Source organism: Blastococcus sp. SYSU DS0510 (genome assembly GCF_054050835.1).
The window spans coordinates 38564-55330 of sequence record NZ_JBJHAC010000021.1; the positions used below are offsets into that span (position 1 = coordinate 38564).

Genomic DNA, 16767 nt, shown 5'->3' on the forward strand with positions numbered 1-16767 from the left:
TCATGGAGCGGGGACCACGGGATCCAGCCCGCCCGTGGTCTGCGCGCCATGATCGCGGTGGTCTACGCTCGGTGGCACAACTGAACACCCATCAACAGCAGGGGAGCGCTTCGGCGCTGAGAGTGCGGGACACCGCAGACCCTCGAACCTGATCCGGGTCATGCCGGCGCAGGGAGTCTGGAGGAAAGACATGGCCGAACCGGCCGTCCGCCCGTCGTCCGCCGCGAACACCGGGCGGGAGCGCCCCGCCGTCCGGTGGCGCACCGTCGACATCGTCGTCACCGCCGTCCTGGGCGTCGCCTTCGGCGTCGTCTTCTGGGCCTGGAACCTGGTGTTCGGCGTGCTCGCCGAGCCGCTGGACTTCTTCCCGCCGCTCTCGGCGGTCCTCAACGGCGTCTACCTCATGCCCGGCGTGGTCGCCGGGCTGCTGGTGCGCAAGCCCGGGGCGGCGACGTTCGCCTCCACGCTCGCTGCCGCGGTGAGCCTGCTGATGGGCTCCCCCTACGGCGGGATCATCGTCGTCTACGGCCTGGTGCAGGGGCTGGGCGCCGAGCTCGGCTTCCTGCTCACCCGCTACCGCAGCTTCGGCTGGGGCACCGCGCTGCTGGCCGGCGTCACCGCGGGGCTGTCGACGGCGGTCCTCGACAACGTCCTCTACTACAGCGAGCTGGGCTTCCTGACCTTCCAGGTGCCCTACACCGTCTTCACGGTGCTCTCCAGCGTGCTGCTGGCCGGCGTCGTCGGCCTGCTGCTGGTGCGTGCGCTGGCCCGCACGGGGGCGCTCGGCGCCTTCGCGTCGGGCCGCGAGCGGGTCTGACGCGGCGGGTGCCCAGGAGGACCTCCCGGGACGCCCTGCCGCTGCTCCCCCCGGGGAGCAGCGGCGGGGCGCCGGACGCGCACGGCCCGTCGCGGGTCGTCGCCCGGGGGCTCGGCGTCCGGCACGCCTCCCGCCGGGCCTGGGCGATCACCGACGTCGACCTCGTCGTCGAGCCCGGGGAGCGGGTGCTGCTCACCGGCGCCTCCGGGGCGGGCAAGTCCACGCTGCTCGCCGCGCTCGCCGGGATCCTGGACGACGAGGGCACCGAGGTCACCGGTGAGCTGACGGTCGGCGGCACCTCCCCCCGCTCGGCGCGGGACCGGCTGGGCCTGCTCGCGCAGGACCCCGACAGCCAGCTGGTCATGACCCGCGCCGGCGACGACGTCGCCTTCGGCCTGGAGAACGCCGGCCTGCCGCCGGGGGAGATCTGGCGGCGGGTCGACGAGACGCTGGCCGCCGTCGGCTTCCGGTACGGCCGCGACCGGGCGACGCAGGCGCTCTCCGGCGGGGAGAAGCAGCGGCTGGTGCTGGCCGGGGCGCTGGCCCGTCGTCCCGGGCTGCTGCTGCTCGACGAGCCCACCGCGCAGCTGGACCCGGAGGGGGCGGCGCTGGTCCGCGATGCCGTCGCGCGGGCCACCGCCGACCGCTCGGCCACCGTGCTGGTCGTCGACCACGACGCCGCCCCGTGGCTGCCGCTGGTCGACCGGGTGGTGGAGCTGGTGCCCGGGGGGCTGGTCGCCCACGGTCCGGGCTGGCGGCCCACCCCGCGGACGGCCGGGCTGCGGCTGCCGCCCGCGCTGGACGGACCGGTCCTCCTCACCGCCGACACCGCCGGCTACACCTACCGGGGCGCGGGTCGGCCCGCCCTGCCGCCGACCGACCTGACGTTGCGTGCCGGCCGGGTCACCGCCGTCACCGGCCCGAACGGGAGCGGGAAGTCCACGCTCGCGCTGCTGCTGGCCGGGCTGCGGGCGCCCACCACCGGGCGGGTGTCCGCCGCCGCGGAGCTGGCCGCCGGCACCCGCCGGGACGAACCGGCCCCGCACCGGTGGCGCGCCGGGGAGCTGGTCAGCCGGATCGGCACCGTGTTCCAGCACCCCGAGCAGCAGTTCCTGACCGGCCGGTTGCGCGACGAGCTGGCGCTGGGGCCGCTGCGCTCGGGGGGCCACGCCGAGGCGGCCCGCCGCACGGCCGAGGAGCTGCTCGAACGGCTGGGGCTGACCGCGTTCGCCGACGCGAACCCCTACACGCTCTCCGGCGGGCAGCAGCGCCGGCTCTCCGTGGCGACCGCCCTGGCGACCGCGCCGCGGGTCCTCGTGCTCGACGAGCCCACCTTCGGCCAGGACGCCGGCACCTGGCGCGAGGTGGTGACGTTGCTGGCCGAGCAGCGGGCGCGGGGCTGCGCCGTCGCGACCGTCACCCACGACGCCGATCTCGTGACCGCGCTCGCCGACGACCGGGTGGCGCTGGGATGACCGCCTCGCTCGCGCTCGGGCCGGCGCCGGACACCGCGCTCTCCCGCATCAACCCGGTGGCCCAGCTGACCGCGATGGCCGTCGTCACCCTGGTGCTGCTCACCAGCCTGGACGTGGTCACCCCCGCGATCGTCGTGCTGTTCGAGCTGGCCCTCTTCCCCGCGGCCGGGCTCACCTCCGCCCACGCCGTCTGGGTGCGCACCTGGCCGATGCTCGTCGGCGCGGCCGGCGTCGGCCTGGTCAACGTCTGGCTGGCCGAGGACGCCTCGCTGGTCACCGGCGTCGGCCTCGCGCTGCGGGTGGTCGGCCTGGCCCTCCCCGGCGTGCTGCTGGTCGCCAGCACCGACCCGGTGCGGCTGGCCGACGCGCTCACCGTGCACTGGCGGGTGTCCCCGCGCTTCGCGTTCGGCGCGCTCGCGGCGCTGCGGCTGGCGCCGCTGCTGGTCGCCGAGTTCGAGGCGCTGCGCCTGGCGCGGCGGACCCGCGGGGTGGAGGCCGGGCGCAACCCGGTGGCGCGGGTGCGACTGCTGACCGGCATCGGCTTCGCGCTGCTCGTCGGCGCGGTCCGGCGGGGCTCCCGCCTGGCGACGGCGATGGACGCGCGCGGCTTCGACTCCGGCATCCCCCGCAGCAACGCCCGCGGTTCGAGCCTGCACCGGCGCGACGCCTGGTTCGTCCTCGCGGCGGTGGTGGTGTGCGCCCTCGCGGTCACGGTCAGCGTGCGGACGGGTTACTGGTCGCCGATCTTCGTCGGCTAACCCTGTGATCTCGGCTACACCAGGTTTGACGGACCCGGCGCGCGCACATGAGTGATGGTCAGGCCTTCCCCCGATCGGTGGGCCGGCGATCGAGGAGAGCACAGGCGTGACAGGGCAGGCGGCCGGCACGATCTGGCCGTCGGCATACCCACCTGCGGCCGAGCCGGTCCTCACCTGGCGCCTTCGCGACGTCGCCGAGCTGCCCCGGGTACGCGCGCAGGTCCGCGCCCGCATCACCGGCCCCGGCGTCGACGACCTCGTCGACCGGCTGGTCCTCGCGCTCGACGAGATGGCGTCCAACGCGCTGCGCCACGGCGGCGGTGAGGTGCGGGCGGCGCTCCGCACGGCCGGTGACGGCTACCTGCTCGAGGTCACCGACCAGGCCCCGCAGACCCCGCCCACGCCGGCCGTCGGCCGCGATCCCAGCCGCGGCGGGCTCGGGCTCTACCTGATCGCCGAGCTCGCCGCCGAGCACGGCTGGTACGTCGAGGCGGAGGCCAAGCACGTCTGGGCGCTGCTGCCGCGCTGAGCGCCCGCGGTCAGTCCTGCGCGTGGAGCCGGACGGCGACGAGGGCGACGTCGTCCTGCAGCCCCTCGGGGCGCAACCGCTCCAGCAGGGCGTCGCACAGCTCCGGGAGCGGCCGGCCGGCCAGCTCGGCCAGCGCCGAGCGCAGCCGGGCGGTGCCCTCGTCGAGCGAGAGGTCGCGGCCTTCGACCAGGCCGTCGGTGAACAGGAGCAGCGTCGTGCCGCGCGGCACCGTCACGACGGTCTCGGTGCGGCGCGTGGCCGGCTCCACCCCGAGCATCAGCTCGGCCCGCTCGCCGGCCAGCTCCTCGATCCGGCCATCCGGCCGCAGCACCAGCGGCGGCGGGTGGCCGGCGTTGGACCAGCGGAGCCGGGTCAGGCCCGCGGCCCGCTCCTCGTCGCTCTGCTCGACGCGGACGACCGCGGCGGTGGCCAGGGTCCCCATGCCCAGCCCCCGGATGGCGAAGTCGAGGTCGGTGAGCACCCCGGCCGGGCCGATGTCGCGGTAGGCGATGCCGCGCAGCATGCCTCGGAGCTGCCCCATGGCCGCGGCCGCCGCGGTGTCGTGCCCGACGACGTCGCCGATGACCAGCACCGTCGCGCCGGAGGGCTGCAGGAACGCGTCGTACCAGTCGCCGCCGACCTCGGCGACCGCCATCGCCGGGTGGTAACGCGCCACGATCTCGGAGTGGTCGGGCTGCGGCGGCGCGGTGAGCAGGCTGCGCTGCAGCCCCTCCGCCAGCCCGCGCTGCTGCTCGTAGAGCCGCGCGTTGTCCAGCGCCAGCGCCATCCGTCCGGCGACGTCCCGCGCCGTCGCGACGTCCTCCTGGTCCGGCAGCGGCCGATCGGCGGAGCGGTAGACGCTGAGCGCCCCGAGGGTCCGCCCCCGTGCCGAGAGCGCCAGCGCGATCGCCGACCGGGGCGCCAGCTGCCAGAACACGTCGCTGACCTCGCCGGCGGGAAGGGTCTGCCCCACGGCCGCGCCCACGTCGGGGACCACCAGGACCTGCCCCGAGGCCAGCGCCCGCAGGATCGGGGCGTCGGGCGGGATCGAGGCCAGCCGCAGGCCGGCGTAGCGGCGGACGACCTCCCGGAGCTCCGGGTCCCGGTGCCAGCTGGCGACGTCGCGCATCCGGCCGTCCTCGTCGACGACGCTGAGGATCGCCCAGTCACCGAGCTCCGGCACCAGCAGCTCGGCGACCCGCTGCAGCGCCTCCTCCTCACGTGGCCGGGTGTCCAGCGACGCTGACATGGCCGTGGTCGTGTGCGCGACCAGCGCGAGGCGGGTGGCGCTCCGTCGGGCGTGCTCCTCGGCCGCCCGCCGCTCGGTGACGTCGAGGAAGGAGACCGACAGCCCGTCGGGCGTGGGCCAGGCACGCACCTCGAACCACGCCTCCAGCGGCTGCGGGTAGTAGGCCTCGAAGACCTGCTCCTCCCCGGTCGCCACCGCCTCCCGGTAGTACCGCTCGAAGTCGCTGCCCAGGGCGGCCGGGAAGAGCTCCCAGATCACCTCTCCGATCAGCTCGTCGCGGGAGGCGCCGAGCACCCGCTCGGCCTCGGCGTTGACGTAGGTGAAGCGCCACTGCCGGTCCACCGAGAAGAAGGATGCCTTCATCGCCTCCAGCAGACGGGCGATCCGGACGTCCTCCTGTCGTTGCGGCGTCGTGTCGAACCCGGCGCCCAACAGCCGCACCGCGGTCCCGCCGTCGTCGGAGACCGCCCGGCCCCGACCCCGCACCCAGCGGGTGCCCCCCGTGGGCAGGACGACCCGGAACTCGGCCTCGTAGTCACCGCGCCCGTCGATGGCCGCCTGGAGGGCCTCGGTCGTCCGCTCCCGGTCGTCGGGGTGGACACGGGAGACGAAGGCCTCGATCGTCTCGTCGAACTCGGGCCGCGCGTAGCCGAACAGGTCCAGCATCCGGTCGTCCCAGAGCAGCCGCCCCGTCGAGAGGTTCCAGTCGAAGCTGCCGATACCGGCGGCGTCGATGGCCAGCTCGAAGCGGACCCGGTGGGCCTCGTACTCGGCCGTGAGCGCCATGAGCTGCAGCTCCGTGCTGACCGAGTCGGCGAGCTGGCGCAGCAGGGCGATGTCGCGCTCGCTCCACTCCCGCGTCCCGGGCTCGTAGGCGCAGAGCGCGCCGATCGGCTCGCCACCCGCGGCCCGCAGCGGGATGCCGAGGTAGGCGCCGACCTTCCCCGACCGGACGGGGCTGCGATCGGCCAGCCGTTCGTCGCGGGCGGCGTCCGGCACGACGAGGCAGTCGTCCTCGGCCACGGCGACGGCGCACAGCGAGTGGGAGACCGGCAGCCGGACCCCGATCCCACCCGGTGGCAGCCCGGTGCCGGCGACCGCCGTCTGCACCTCGCCGACGAGCGAGACCTGGACGGAGGCGCAGTCCAGCAGCCGGGTCGCGAGGTCCGTGAGCCGCTGGAGGCTGCGGGAGCCGAGGGCCTCGGGGACCAGCCGGCGGACCAGCTCGACGCGGCTCCCCGTGCCGGCCACCGCACCGAGGCGGGCCGGCCCGTCGGGGAGCTCGGCGGCGGTCACGTGGGTTCTCCTCCACAGACGGTCCGCGGGTGGCCGACGACACGGTGGTTCCGGGCACGGCAGAGGAGGAGAGCCTGTCACACCGGTGCACCCGACGCGTGTACCCCGTTCGCGGGAACCGGCGGCCGGGGCGGGCACCCGCGCGGGGACCGGACCGGTCAGGGGTCCGGCCCGCTCGTGCGGGCGCCCGCCGTCCGGCGGGAGAGAGCGGACGGCGTCACCCGTCCACCGGCGCGTGCCCACGGTTCCCGCGGCGTCGTCCTGGGCGTCGTCCGGAGCACCGGGCCGGGGACCGGGGACCGCGACCCCGGGCGACGTCGGCACCCTTGCCGGCCGGGAGGGCCGGTGGCCCGCCACGCCGCAGCCGGCCAGGTCCCGGCCGGTCAGAGACCCGGGCGGTCGCGGAGGGATCGCGCCGCCGGGTACCGGCAGGGGCCTGTCGTCCACCGCGCCGGACGGTTCGCAGGACCCGCGGTCCCCCGCCGTCCGCGATCCGTGCCTCCCTGGAGGGTCCGCGCGCTGCGTGCGGGAGCAGCAGCCGGGCGGGGGGGTCGAGGCCGGATCGGTGGAGCGGAGAGGTCTGCGGGTGCCCGGAGGAGGCACCGTCGGGGAGTGGGCCAGGTGCGGCCGAGGTCGGCCGAGGAGGACGTGCTCGAGGGCCGGGTCGACGGTCTGCGACCACCCGGGGAAGAGGGTGGCCGGTGCCGGCGGGCTCGACGGGAGAGCGGAGGACGGCGTGCCGCGGCTGGTGCCGAGGTCGCGCTGCAGGGTCAGCCTGACGCGGAGGGCGCCGGGCGGGAGTGCGACGAGGGCGCCCGCGGGGTCGACGGCTCCGGGCAGGAGCCGCTCGCGGGCTCGGTTCGTCGTGGCGAGCCCCAGACGGGGGCCGGATCACCCCGCGCCCCGGCTCCACCGGATCCCTGCGGAGATCGCGGTGCCGGCACCCGGCGGGCCGGTGGCAGCGGTGCGAGGACGCGGACCGGGATGGACGGCGGCGTGGACCGCGCCCCGTACCGACCCGGGGACGGCCAGTCCCGCGGTGGACGCCGGCCGGCGCGTGACCGGCTCGGTGCCGCGGGGTCCGTGGAGCCCGGGTGGGGAGTGGGACGGGCGGTCGCGTCAGGTGCGGCCGTACCGGTTCGCGACCCCGGCGGCGTCGCCGGTCCCGCGGGAAGGAGCGCCGCGGCGGGGGAAGACGCCACGGGCTGGATCGAGGGGGTGCTGGGCAGCTCGCGCAGCACCACGGGCGGGTCGAGACGGCGGAGCGCCCGGGCGGCGGGCCGGCCCCACGCGAGGTGCTGACCCCGCTCGCCGGCGCCCCACAGCGCCATCCGCCGGGTGAAGGCGCGCAGCGCGGCGCGGCGCCGGCCGGGGACCGGCACGGGGGGTGCGGCGGTGCGCCAGGCCAGGTGCTGACCCTGGTCACCCGCGCCCCACAGCGCCATCCGGCGGTTGAGCCCGCGCAGCCCGCCGAGCGGCTCGCGGAGAGGCTCGGGCACCACGGTGACCCTCGGGGTGAGCACCGGCGGTGCGGCCGCCCGGGCGGGCGGTGCCGGCTGGACCGACCGCAGCGGGGCCGGCCGGGCCGACCGGTGCGCGACCGGCCGGGTTCGGGGGCGGGGACGCGCCTCGTCCGCCCGGTCCAGGACGTCGATCAGGCCCAGCAGCGTGCTGGCCGGCTCATGCGGGGAGCGGTCGGCGCGCATGGCCACGGAGGCCGGCCCGAAGGCCTGCCGGCTGCTGCTCATGTCGCCTCCCGAAGTCGTGTCCGCAGCAGGGGAAGGTGCCGCGGACAAGGAGAAAACTAGGGAGCGGCGGGCCCGCCGGCCGGGTTCTCCGACACCCCTCCCGGGCCGCGTGACCGAACCGTTGCCCAACCCATCCGCACCGGTCGGTGACCCCTCCTCCGGCGCATGTCCTTGTCGATTCGACGGTGCTCCCTGAGCGTGGGGGAGGTCGGTGCGGGGCGTCGGTGACCCCGCGGGGCTCCGGCGCGCCCGGCGTGTCGGGGCCGGCTGACCGGGCTGCGAGGATGCGCCGGTGACCGACCGCACGCCGCTGGTGATCGACACCGACCCGGGCATCGACGACGCCCTCGCCATCCTGCTGGCGCTGGCCAGCCCGGAGGTGGACCTGCAGCTGGTCACCACGGTGCACGGCAACGTGGAGCTCGCGCAGGTCACCGAGAACGCCCTGCGGGTGCTGCATCTGGCCGGACGCTCCGACGTGTCGGTCGCCGCGGGCGCCCGGGCCTCGCTGGTGCACCCCCAGCCGGAGCGGGCCGGGCACGTGCACGGCCACGGCGGCCTGGGCGGGGTGGAGCTGGCGCCCTCGCCGGCGGCGGTGGACCCCCGCCCCGCCGTCGTCGCCCTCGCCGAGCTGCTGCTGGCCTCCCCCACCCCGGTGACGGTCGCCGCGATCGGCCCGCTCACCAACATCGCGCTGCTGCTCGCCGTGTACCCGGAGGCCGCGGAGCGCATCGGCCGGCTCGTCGTCATGGGCGGGTCCGCGGCGCGCGGCGGGAACGTCACCGCCGCCGCCGAGTTCAACATCTGGTCCGACCCCGAGGCGGCGCAGGCCGTCCTCTCCTCCCCGGTGCCCACCGTCCTGGTGGGGCTGGACGTCACCCTGCCCACCGTGCTCGGCGAGCAGGGCATCGCCCGCTTCGCCGCCGCCGGCCCCGTCGGCCGCAGCGCCGCGGGGATCCTCCAGCAGTACCTCGACCACGCCCGCGACGCGTACGGCACCGCGGGGGTGGTGGTGCACGACGCGCTCGCGCTCACGGAGGCGATCGCGCCGGGGACCCTGGGCGCGGTGCGGCGCGACGTCGTCGTCGACACCACGCTGGGCGCGGGGCGGGGCCAGACCCTGGTCGACCGGCGGGCGGTCTCGTGCTCGCCCACCGCGGTCGAGGTCGCCGAGACGGTCGACAGCGACGCCGCCGTGGAGTTCCTGGTCTCCCGGCTGGCGCGGCTGGACGGCTGACTAGCGGGTCTGCGCGCCCGCGACGATGCCGACGGCGATGTCGCGCAGCTTGCGGTTGTAGCGCTGGGACGCCTGCCGCAGGATCTCGAACGCCTGCTCGGCGTCGACGTGCTGCTGGGCCATGAGCACGCCCTTGGCCTGCTCGATGACGGCCCGCGACTCCATCGCCAGCCGCATGTTGCGGGCCTGGTCGGCCAGCTGGGCGTGCGCATCGGCATTGGCGACCGCCACGGCGATGACCTCCGCCGTCTCCAGACCCGCGGCCAGCGCCTCGGGCGTGGCGAAGGCCGCCGGCTGCGTCGAGTAGATGTTGAGCGCGCCGATCCAGGACCCCTGGTAGGGCAGCGGGATCGACAGGGAGCTGCGCACCTCCGTCTCGCGCACCCGGGTGATGTAGCGGGGCCAGCGCTCCTCGGTGCCCATGTCGTCGACGCGCAGCACCACCCCGCCGCGGCCGGCGTCGATGCACGGGCCGCCGTCCTCCGCGTACTGGAACTCGTCGGCCACCAGTGCCATCTCACCGCAGTAGGCGGCGGTGAACGGCTTGTCGGCGCGGATCAGGGTGGTCGAGACCGCCTCGGCGCCGGGGATCGCGCGAGCGGCGATCGCGGTGATGTCGCCCAGGACGTCGCCCAGTTCCCGGCCGCCCAGGGTGACCCGGCTGAGTTCGCGCAGCACGTCGTCCACCGGCACAGTCTGCCTGGTGGCGGCCGGAACGCTCGCCCCCCTTCGCGCGCCGGGGCCGCATCGGTCAGGATGGTGCGGTCCGGGACGGGTCCCGGAGCGCCTTGCGGAGCGGACGCGAGAGGACGAGATGGCCGACGAGCTGGCCCACGACGCGTGGCCGAGCGCGCCCGTCCCTTCCGTCCCCGGCGACGTCTGGCACTGGCAGCTCGAGGCCATGCAGGTGGTGTCCCGGGTGCGCACCGACCTGCGCGCGCGGATCGCCCACCCGTCGGTCTCCGCCGCCTCCACCGAGGACGCCCGGGACGGGCTGCTCCTGGTCTTCGAGGAGCTGGCGTCCAACGCGCTGCGGCACGGCGGGGGCGACGTGCGGGCGCTCGTGGTCGCTGGGCCCGCGGGCTGGCTGCTCGACCTCAGCGACGAGGCCCCCGACCGCCCGCCGGTGCCGGCCGTCGACCGCGACCCCGCCCTCGGCGGCATGGGGCTGCACCTCGTCGCCCAGCTCTCCGTCGACTACGGGTGGGAGCAGCGGCCCGGCCGCAAGCACGTGTGGGCGCTGCTGCCCTCCGGCAAGGAGACGGGCGAGCCGCTGCGCGAGCGGCTCCCCGAGCAGCGCTCCCCGGGCATCACACGCGACTGAGCACGGTCGGCGAGGCGCCAGGCGGGGCCACCGTCACCGGCGCGGGAGCCGATCGATGAGCTCGAGCACCACCTCGTCCACCGCCCGCCCCGCGTCGATGCGGAGGCACGGCCCCCCACGGCGCGGAGGCCGCCGCACGTGCCAGCGCATCAGCCCACGAGGGCTCGGGCACGTGCGTCAGGCCTCGCACCCGACGTTCCAGCCGACGCCGGTGCTCAGCCCCGTCGTCGATGGTCAGCAGCACGAACACAGCTCCGCTCCGCCGTTGGCTGCCGCCACCCGCCAGGTCTCGCGTGCCGGCTCGCTGTCGCTCACCGCGTCCACCACCACAGAGGTGTCGAGCGAGAGGTTCTGCTCGGCCACGACCCTGGCCACCTCGCACGCCGCCACGCCTGTCTTCCAGCCGCGTCGGAACCCGACGCCCAGGAGCGCATCCTCGATCGGGTCGAGGGAGAGGTGGGAGGCCCCGATCCGGGCAGCGAGCGCGGCGGCGACCGCGGACCTACCTGTGCCCGGCAACCCGGAGACGACGACCGACACCCGCTCACCGTGCCGGGTCGGGTGGGTCGTCGCCAGCTCGAGCCGTCCATGGGCTTCGACGCGAGCCCCATGGAGCAGCTGGGCGATCGGCTCTCGACAGTCGTAACCACTCCCGCCCGAACGCGCCACCGGTCACCTTCGACGTCCTCCGGGCCCGCACCGTGCTGACCAACCCTTACGACTGAGCTGCGGAGACTGTCGGTGGCCGCCCCTACGGTGCAGGTGTGTTCCCCGGTGAGCCGCCCCGCGCGCCGGAAGACGGCGTCCCGATCCCCTGGGTGCCCGACACGCACGCCCCCGGGCTGAGCGACCTGGAACTCGTCGCCGACATCTGGGCCGCCGACGCCCGCGAGGCCCGGCACGCCGCCGAGCGCGCGGAGGCGATCGCCGCGCTCGCCCGGCGCCGCTCCATCGACCGCGACCGCGACTTCGGTCCTCTCGGCGGTCCGGGGCTGGACAGCCGGCTCCGCCGATCCGAGGTGCTGGCCCAGGTGAGCGAGACCTTCGTGTCCGAGCTCGCGCTGATCCGCAACTGCTCGGAGGTCGAGGCCGAAACGCTGGCCGTCGAGTCGATCCTGCTCACCACCCGGCTGACGGGCACCTGGGACGCCCTCTACGCCGGCCGCATCGACGTGCGCAGGATGCGCGCCCTGGTCGACCTCCTGTCCACGGCCACGCCGGACGTCATCGCCGAGGTGGAACGCCGCGTGCTGCCCGACGCCGGCCGGCTCACCGTCGCCCAGCTGCGCGCCCGGGTGCGCCGGGCGCTGGCCCGCCTGGACGCCGACGCTCTGGACGAGCGCCGCAAGCAGGCCGCCCAGCGGGCCGACGTCACCACCCGCCGCACCGGCGACGGGATGAGCCAGCTCGTCGCCGACCTCCCGGTCCACGTCGCCGCCGCCTGCGCCGACGCCATCGACCAGTACGCCCAGCTGCTGCGTGCCGACGGCGACTCCCGCCCATCGGCGTGCTCCGGGCCGCCGTCGCCGCCGACCTGATCTTGCGCCCCTGGGACACCTCGCGGCCTCCGGTCACCGCCGTCCTGACCATCCACGCCCCGCTGCCCTCGTTGCACGACCCCGACGACGACGGCAGCAGCCAGCCGGCCGCAGAGGTCGCCGGCGAGGTCGTCACCGCCGCGCAATGCCGGGAGATCCTGCACGAACTGGACATGCTCGGCGTCGGTGCTGCACCGGCTGGCGGGTGCGTTCAGGTGGCCATCGGGAACCCGGCCGACGGGCGGCTCGTCGCCGTCGCCACCCGCGGCCAGCTCCGCCGGGCCGCCGGGCACCGCCGCCGCTCCCGCAAGCGCGGGAAGAGCGCGACCAGCCGGTTCACCGCAGGAGACGAACGGCCCGAGAGCGGGCCGGGTCTCGGCCCACCAGCACCGACAACCGCCTACGCACCGACCGCCGCGCAACGCCGCTTCCTGCACGTCCGCGACCGGCACTGCCGCATGCCCGGCTGCCGACGACGCCCCGGACGCTGCGGCATCGACCACGGCACCCCCCATGCCGAGGGCGGCCCCACCGACTGCTGGAACCTCTGCTGCCTGTGCCGCCGCCATCACCGCATCAAGACCTTCGCCCGCGGCTGGCGCTTCCACCTGCACAAAGACGGGCGCCTCACCGTCCGCACACCCAGCGGCGTCTCCCGCACCACCCGCCCACCCGGCTGGAGCCACGACCCCGAACCCGACCCACCCTGGCTCGACGAACGAGCACCACCCGACCCGCAGCGCCGCTGAGCCGCGTCACCTCGCCCGGGCGACCGCGGCGCAGAAGCGGGCGGCGTCGGCCCGGACCTCGCCCATCGGGCCCAGCAGCTCGTCCTCCGCGACCTCCCGCACCGCCGCCCGCAACCGCCGATCCGCCGCACGGGCCCGCCGTCGCGCCCGCAGCGCCACCAGCGGTCTGCTCAGCAGCGCCAGCAGGAGCCCGGCGAGCAGCCCGCCGACCAGCAGCAGGGTGGGCAGGGGGATCCCCTCGACCCGGGGCAGCGGCACGACGTCGTCGAGCTGGAGGAACCCGAGCGCGACCAGGGCCAGCAGCCACAGCGCGCCGACCAGCGCGGTGGCCAGGAGCAGCCACTGCAGCCCGGCGGCCGCCCGCTGCCACAGCGGCACCCGGTCCGGGCCCAGGTCCGCGCCCCCCACCGCGCGGTCCAGCGCATCGGCCAGGCGGTCCTCGCGGACCTCCGCCGTCCGCCGCAGCTCGTCCCGCCACGCCGGGGCCAGCCCCTCCCCGACGGCGTCGCGCGCCTCGCGGACGGCGGTCGCCATGCGGGCCCGCTCGACCGCCCCCGCCGCCGGCAGGGACGTGCGGGCGCGCTCGTCCCCGAGGTGCAGCCGCTCCAGCGGGTCCGCGCGCAGCCGGCGCGTCCACCGGACCGGTGGCCAGCCGGTGCGGCCGGTCCCCTCCCGCCGGGTCGAGCGCTCCACGGCGGCGGTCACGGTCGGGACGCCGGCCGCCGCGGCCAGGGCGTCGGTGAGGTCGTCGGCCGGCTCGCGGGCCGGCTCGTCCCCGGCCGATCGCCCCCACCGCCGCGACCGCCCGGCACCGTCCTCGGGGCAGTGCGCCGACAGCTCCGCCGCGCTCCCGCGGACGTCGGCCAGCAGCCGCTCGGCGGCCGCCCGGCGGGCGCGCACGCGCCGGGCGAGCTCGCCGCGCAGCTCCGCCAGCCCGTCCCCCGTGCGGCCGGAGACCGCCAGCAGCGGGGTCGCGGCCAGCCCCTCCCGGTCCAGCAGGCCGCGCAGGTCGGTCAGGCAGGCGTGGGCGGCGGCGGCGTCGAGCCGGTCGACCTGGTTGAGCACCACCAGCAGCACGCCGGCGTGACCGGCCAGCGGCGCGAGGTACCGCTCGTGCACGGCCGCGTCGGCGTACTTCTGCGGGTCCAGCACCCAGACCAGGACGTCGACGAGCTCGACCAGCCGGTCGACCTCCAGCCGGTGCTCCATCCGGACGCTGTCGTGGTCGGGGAGGTCGAGCAGCACCAGGCCGTCGAGCGCGGGCTCGGGTTCGCGCCGGTGCCGCCGCGGCACCTGCAGCCAGTCGAGCAGCCGGTCGGTCCCGTCGTCGGCGGTGCCCCACACCGTGGCGTGCGCGACGCCGGTCGTGGGGCGCCGCACCCCCGGCGTGCTGACCTCGCTGCCCGACAGCGCGTTGAACAGCGTGGACTTGCCGCTCCCCGTGGCGCCGGCGAGCGCGACGACGGTGGCGTCGCCCAGCGCCTCGCGCGCCCCGGCCTTGGCCAGCACCGCCCGGGCCCGGGCCACCTCGGGCGCCGCCAGCCGCCCGTCGGCCACCTCGACCGCCTCCCGCAGCGCGGCCAGCCGGTCGGCCAGCCCGCGGTCGGAACCCCTCATGCGCGGCGCGCCTCGAGGAGCGCCCCGGCCGCGGCCCGCAGGTCGTCGGCGGCCTGGGGCGGGGGCGCCACGGCGACCACCAGCCCGTCGAAGCGGTCCTGCTCGTAGCGCAGCAGCGCCTCCGCCCGCTCGTCGAGGTCCGCCCGGGCCTGCTCGGCCAGCGCCCGCACCGCGGCGTCGCCGAACACGGCCTCCAGCACCCGCTGGCCGACGGCGGTGGTGCCGCCCGCGACCGCGACCTCCCCGCCGAGCAGCCCGCCGGTCTGCGCGAAGACCGCGACCATGACCACCGCGCCGGTCCCGCTCACGCCCCACGACAGCAGCCGGGCCCGCGAGCGCTTGTCTGCGCCCTCGCTGCGCACCAGGTCCAGCACCGCGCCCTGCCAGTCGCGCACCTGCGCCGCGGCGGCCTCGGGGAAGTCGGGGGAGGCGGCGGCGAGCTCGCGCTCCTGGCCCGCCAGGAGCGCCGGACCGGCCGGCAGCGAGCGCCAGGCCGTGACGGTCCGCTCGGCGGCGCGGTCGGCCTCGGCGCGCAGCAGCTGCTCGACGCTGCTCTCCAGCGCCCCGCGCAGGCTCTCGTCGGGAGCGGGGCGCCCGGTCAGCGCCGCGGCCACGCGGTCCCGCGCTCGGCCGACCCGGCTCTGCAGCGCCCGCATCCACTCCCCCGTGCCCACGAACTCCTGCCAGCGGGCCAGCACCTCACCGCGCAGCAGGCTGCCGCTGCGCACCCCCTGGTCGATCCCGTCCCGGGCGGTGTCGTACGCCGCGGCGGCGGCCTCCAGCAGCGCCCCGGCGGCGGCCTGCTGCTCCTCCACCGCCGCGGCGACGGCGGTGGTGCGCTGCTGCAGGCTGTCCAGCGCCCCGGCGAGGGTCTGGCGGACGACGGCCGCGCGCTGCTCCTGGTCGGCGGCCAGCCCGTGCAGCCAGCCCCGCAGCGGCGCGACCTGGTCCTCGGGCAGCCGGCCGTCCTCGAGCGGGCGCTCCTCGACGACGAACAGCCGCGCGGAGGCCAGCCCGGCGTCCCGCAGCATGGCCGCGAGGTCGGCGGCGATCTCCGCGGCGGCCTCGGGCGGCACCCGGTCCAGGACGACGGCCAGCGCCGTCCCCCGCTGCTCGGCCGTGCGCAGCAGGTCCCACGGCACCGCGTCGGCGTAGCGGGCCGCGGTCGTCACGAAGACCCACAGGTCCGCGGCAGCCAGCAGCTGCCCGGCGAGGTCCCGGTTGGCGGTGACCACCGAGTCGACGTCGGGGGCGTCGAGCACCGCCAGCCCCTCCGGCACGTCGTCCCGGACCACGAGCTGCAGGGTCCCCGGCCCGCCGTCGCCGCCGGTGACCCGCGCCAACCCCGGCAGCACGCGGTCGCCGGAGAAGCTGGCGGCGTCCGCGCGGGAGCACACCAGCACCGGGGCGCGGGTGGTCGGGCGCAGCACGCCGGCCGTGGTGACGGGCGCGCCCACCAGGCTGTTGACGAGCGTGGACTTGCCGGCGCCGGTGGAGCCACCGACCACGGTGAGCAGCGGGGCGTCCAGGTCGCTCAGCCTGGGCAGCAGGTAGTCGTCGATCTGGTCGGTGACGCCCCGGGCGGTGCGGACGGCGTCGTCGCGGCCCGCCGTCGTGAGCGCCAGGGGGACGGCCGCGACCTGGTCGCGGAGCACCGAGAGGGCCTCGGTCAGACGAGGCGGCGACGGGATCACGCTGCTGCTCTGCCCCGGGACGGCGTCGGCTACCCGCCCGATCCCCGGCAGGTCACTTCGCCAGGCGCGCACGTTCCTCGCGGAGGGCCTGGAACACCCGGCGCCGCACCCGGTCCTGCTCGCGTTCCTGGACGTCGAGGAAGCGGATGCTCAGGACCCAGCGCGCGCCCCGGGCGTGGACGCGGATGACCTCGCCCCGGGCGGCGAGCGGGCCGTCCTCGAAGCGGATCGTCAACGCCATCGTCGTCCCGACGTCCGGCAGCATGCCGAACCCCTCGAACTGGACGCGCAGGCCGGCCTCGCTGACGTCCATGGTCTCGCCCGTGAGCTCCACCCCGCCCAGGTCGGCCTCCACGGGGACGACGACGCGGCCGCGCACCGCCGCCCGGCGCTGGCTGTGCTCGGCCGGGCCGGTCGCGCTCAGCCGCCAGCGCACGGCGGCACCCGCCTGCACGTCGAGGACCTCCGCCGGCAGCATCCGGTGGCCGTTCTCGCTGCGCCAGTGGACCTCGACGGCGTCGCCGGGCTCGACGACCGAGCCCTCCACGAACTCGCTCGCGGAGGGGCGCACGGAGATGACGCCCTCGTGGACGACCTCCACCCGGGCGCTGACCGCGACGTCGGTGCCGGAGAGCCGCACCTCTGCCTCGGTCTGCTCCGTCGGGTGGTCCGCGCCGGGAACGCTGCTCATGGTCCTCTTCCGCTCATCCGGTGCTCGGCCGGCGATCTCCCCGCT

Annotated in this window: 14 protein-coding genes and 1 riboswitch; of the genes, 8 read left to right on the forward strand and 6 right to left on the reverse strand. The window is 76.8% G+C overall.

Translation table 11 applies throughout. The annotated features are described in order from the left end of the window. The first annotated feature begins 89 nt into the window (after positions 1-89). Positions 90-193: riboswitch (TPP riboswitch) on the forward strand. The 4 genes from ACI79P_RS16490 to ACI79P_RS16505 all read left to right on the forward strand — a co-directional run bounded on the left by ACI79P_RS16490 (position 191) and on the right by ACI79P_RS16505 (position 3579). Beyond that, complete coding sequence (locus ACI79P_RS16490; protein WP_456582137.1) at positions 191-817, forward strand: ECF transporter S component; 627 nt, start codon at positions 191-193, stop codon at positions 815-817. Its footprint overlaps the riboswitch before it by 3 nt. A gap of 8 nt (positions 818-825) precedes the next feature. Further along, positions 826-2292 carry an ABC transporter ATP-binding protein gene (locus ACI79P_RS16495; RefSeq protein WP_456582138.1) on the forward strand — a complete coding sequence of 489 codons (1467 nt, stop codon included), beginning with the start codon at positions 826-828 and terminating at the stop codon, positions 2290-2292. Next, positions 2289-3050 (forward strand): energy-coupling factor transporter transmembrane component T family protein, encoded by a 762-nt coding sequence (locus ACI79P_RS16500; protein WP_456582139.1) that lies wholly within the window; start codon positions 2289-2291, stop codon positions 3048-3050. Before ACI79P_RS16495 ends, ACI79P_RS16500 begins: the two co-directional genes overlap by 4 nt. Positions 3051-3156: 106 nt before the next feature. Beyond that, positions 3157-3579, forward strand: coding sequence for an ATP-binding protein (locus ACI79P_RS16505; protein WP_456582140.1), 423 nt, complete (start codon positions 3157-3159; stop codon positions 3577-3579). 10 nt (positions 3580-3589) lie between these two features. On the opposite strand, the gene ACI79P_RS16510 is transcribed toward ACI79P_RS16505, so the two are convergent. Next, positions 3590-6124, reverse strand: a complete 2535-nt coding sequence (locus ACI79P_RS16510) for a SpoIIE family protein phosphatase (protein ID WP_456582141.1) — start codon at positions 6122-6124, stop codon at positions 3590-3592. A gap of 2040 nt (positions 6125-8164) precedes the next feature. Between ACI79P_RS16510 and ACI79P_RS16515 the strand changes: the two genes are divergently transcribed. Beyond that, complete coding sequence (locus ACI79P_RS16515) at positions 8165-9109, forward strand: nucleoside hydrolase (RefSeq protein WP_456582142.1); 945 nt, start codon at positions 8165-8167, stop codon at positions 9107-9109. On the opposite strand, the gene ACI79P_RS16520 is transcribed toward ACI79P_RS16515, so the two are convergent. Beyond that, the gene (locus tag ACI79P_RS16520) at positions 9110-9796 is read right to left on the reverse strand and encodes an ANTAR domain-containing protein (RefSeq protein ID WP_456582143.1); all 687 of its coding nucleotides are present in this window, start codon (positions 9794-9796) and stop codon (positions 9110-9112) included. It abuts the gene before it with no gap. A gap of 127 nt (positions 9797-9923) precedes the next feature. Here ACI79P_RS16520 and ACI79P_RS16525 point away from each other — a divergent pair, with 127 nt between their 5' ends. Then, positions 9924-10433, forward strand: coding sequence for an ATP-binding protein (locus ACI79P_RS16525; RefSeq protein ID WP_456582144.1), 510 nt, complete (start codon positions 9924-9926; stop codon positions 10431-10433). 234 nt (positions 10434-10667) lie between these two features. Here the strand turns inward: ACI79P_RS16525 and ACI79P_RS16530 are convergent, their stop codons facing one another. Then, complete coding sequence (locus tag ACI79P_RS16530) at positions 10668-10973, reverse strand: AAA family ATPase (RefSeq protein WP_456582145.1); 306 nt, start codon at positions 10971-10973, stop codon at positions 10668-10670. Between the two features lie 224 nt (positions 10974-11197). Between ACI79P_RS16530 and ACI79P_RS16535 the strand changes: the two genes are divergently transcribed. Both ACI79P_RS16535 and ACI79P_RS16540 read left to right on the forward strand, forming a co-directional pair. Further along, a complete protein-coding gene (locus tag ACI79P_RS16535) occupies positions 11198-11971 on the forward strand; it encodes a DUF222 domain-containing protein (RefSeq protein WP_456582146.1) in 774 nt (257 codons plus the stop codon). Then, positions 11941-12720: an HNH endonuclease signature motif containing protein gene (locus ACI79P_RS16540; protein WP_456582147.1), complete on the forward strand. Its 780-nt coding sequence runs from the start codon at positions 11941-11943 to the stop codon at positions 12718-12720. The genes ACI79P_RS16535 and ACI79P_RS16540 overlap by 31 nt, the downstream gene beginning before the upstream one ends. A 6-nt stretch (positions 12721-12726) precedes the next feature. Here the strand turns inward: ACI79P_RS16540 and ACI79P_RS16545 are convergent, their stop codons facing one another. The 3 genes from ACI79P_RS16545 to ACI79P_RS16555 are packed head-to-tail and all read right to left on the reverse strand — an operon-like array spanning position 12727 to position 16722. Beyond that, on the reverse strand, positions 12727-14337 hold the full coding sequence (locus tag ACI79P_RS16545) for a GTPase (RefSeq protein ID WP_456582148.1): 1611 nt from the start codon (positions 14335-14337) through the stop codon (positions 12727-12729). Further along, positions 14334-16031: an ABC transporter gene (locus ACI79P_RS16550; RefSeq protein ID WP_456582149.1), complete on the reverse strand. Its 1698-nt coding sequence runs from the start codon at positions 16029-16031 to the stop codon at positions 14334-14336. The genes ACI79P_RS16545 and ACI79P_RS16550 overlap by 4 nt, the downstream gene beginning before the upstream one ends. Positions 16032-16083: 52 nt before the next feature. Further along, positions 16084-16722 (reverse strand): PilZ domain-containing protein, encoded by a 639-nt coding sequence (locus ACI79P_RS16555; protein WP_456582150.1) that lies wholly within the window; start codon positions 16720-16722, stop codon positions 16084-16086. Positions 16723-16767 lie beyond the last annotated feature (45 nt).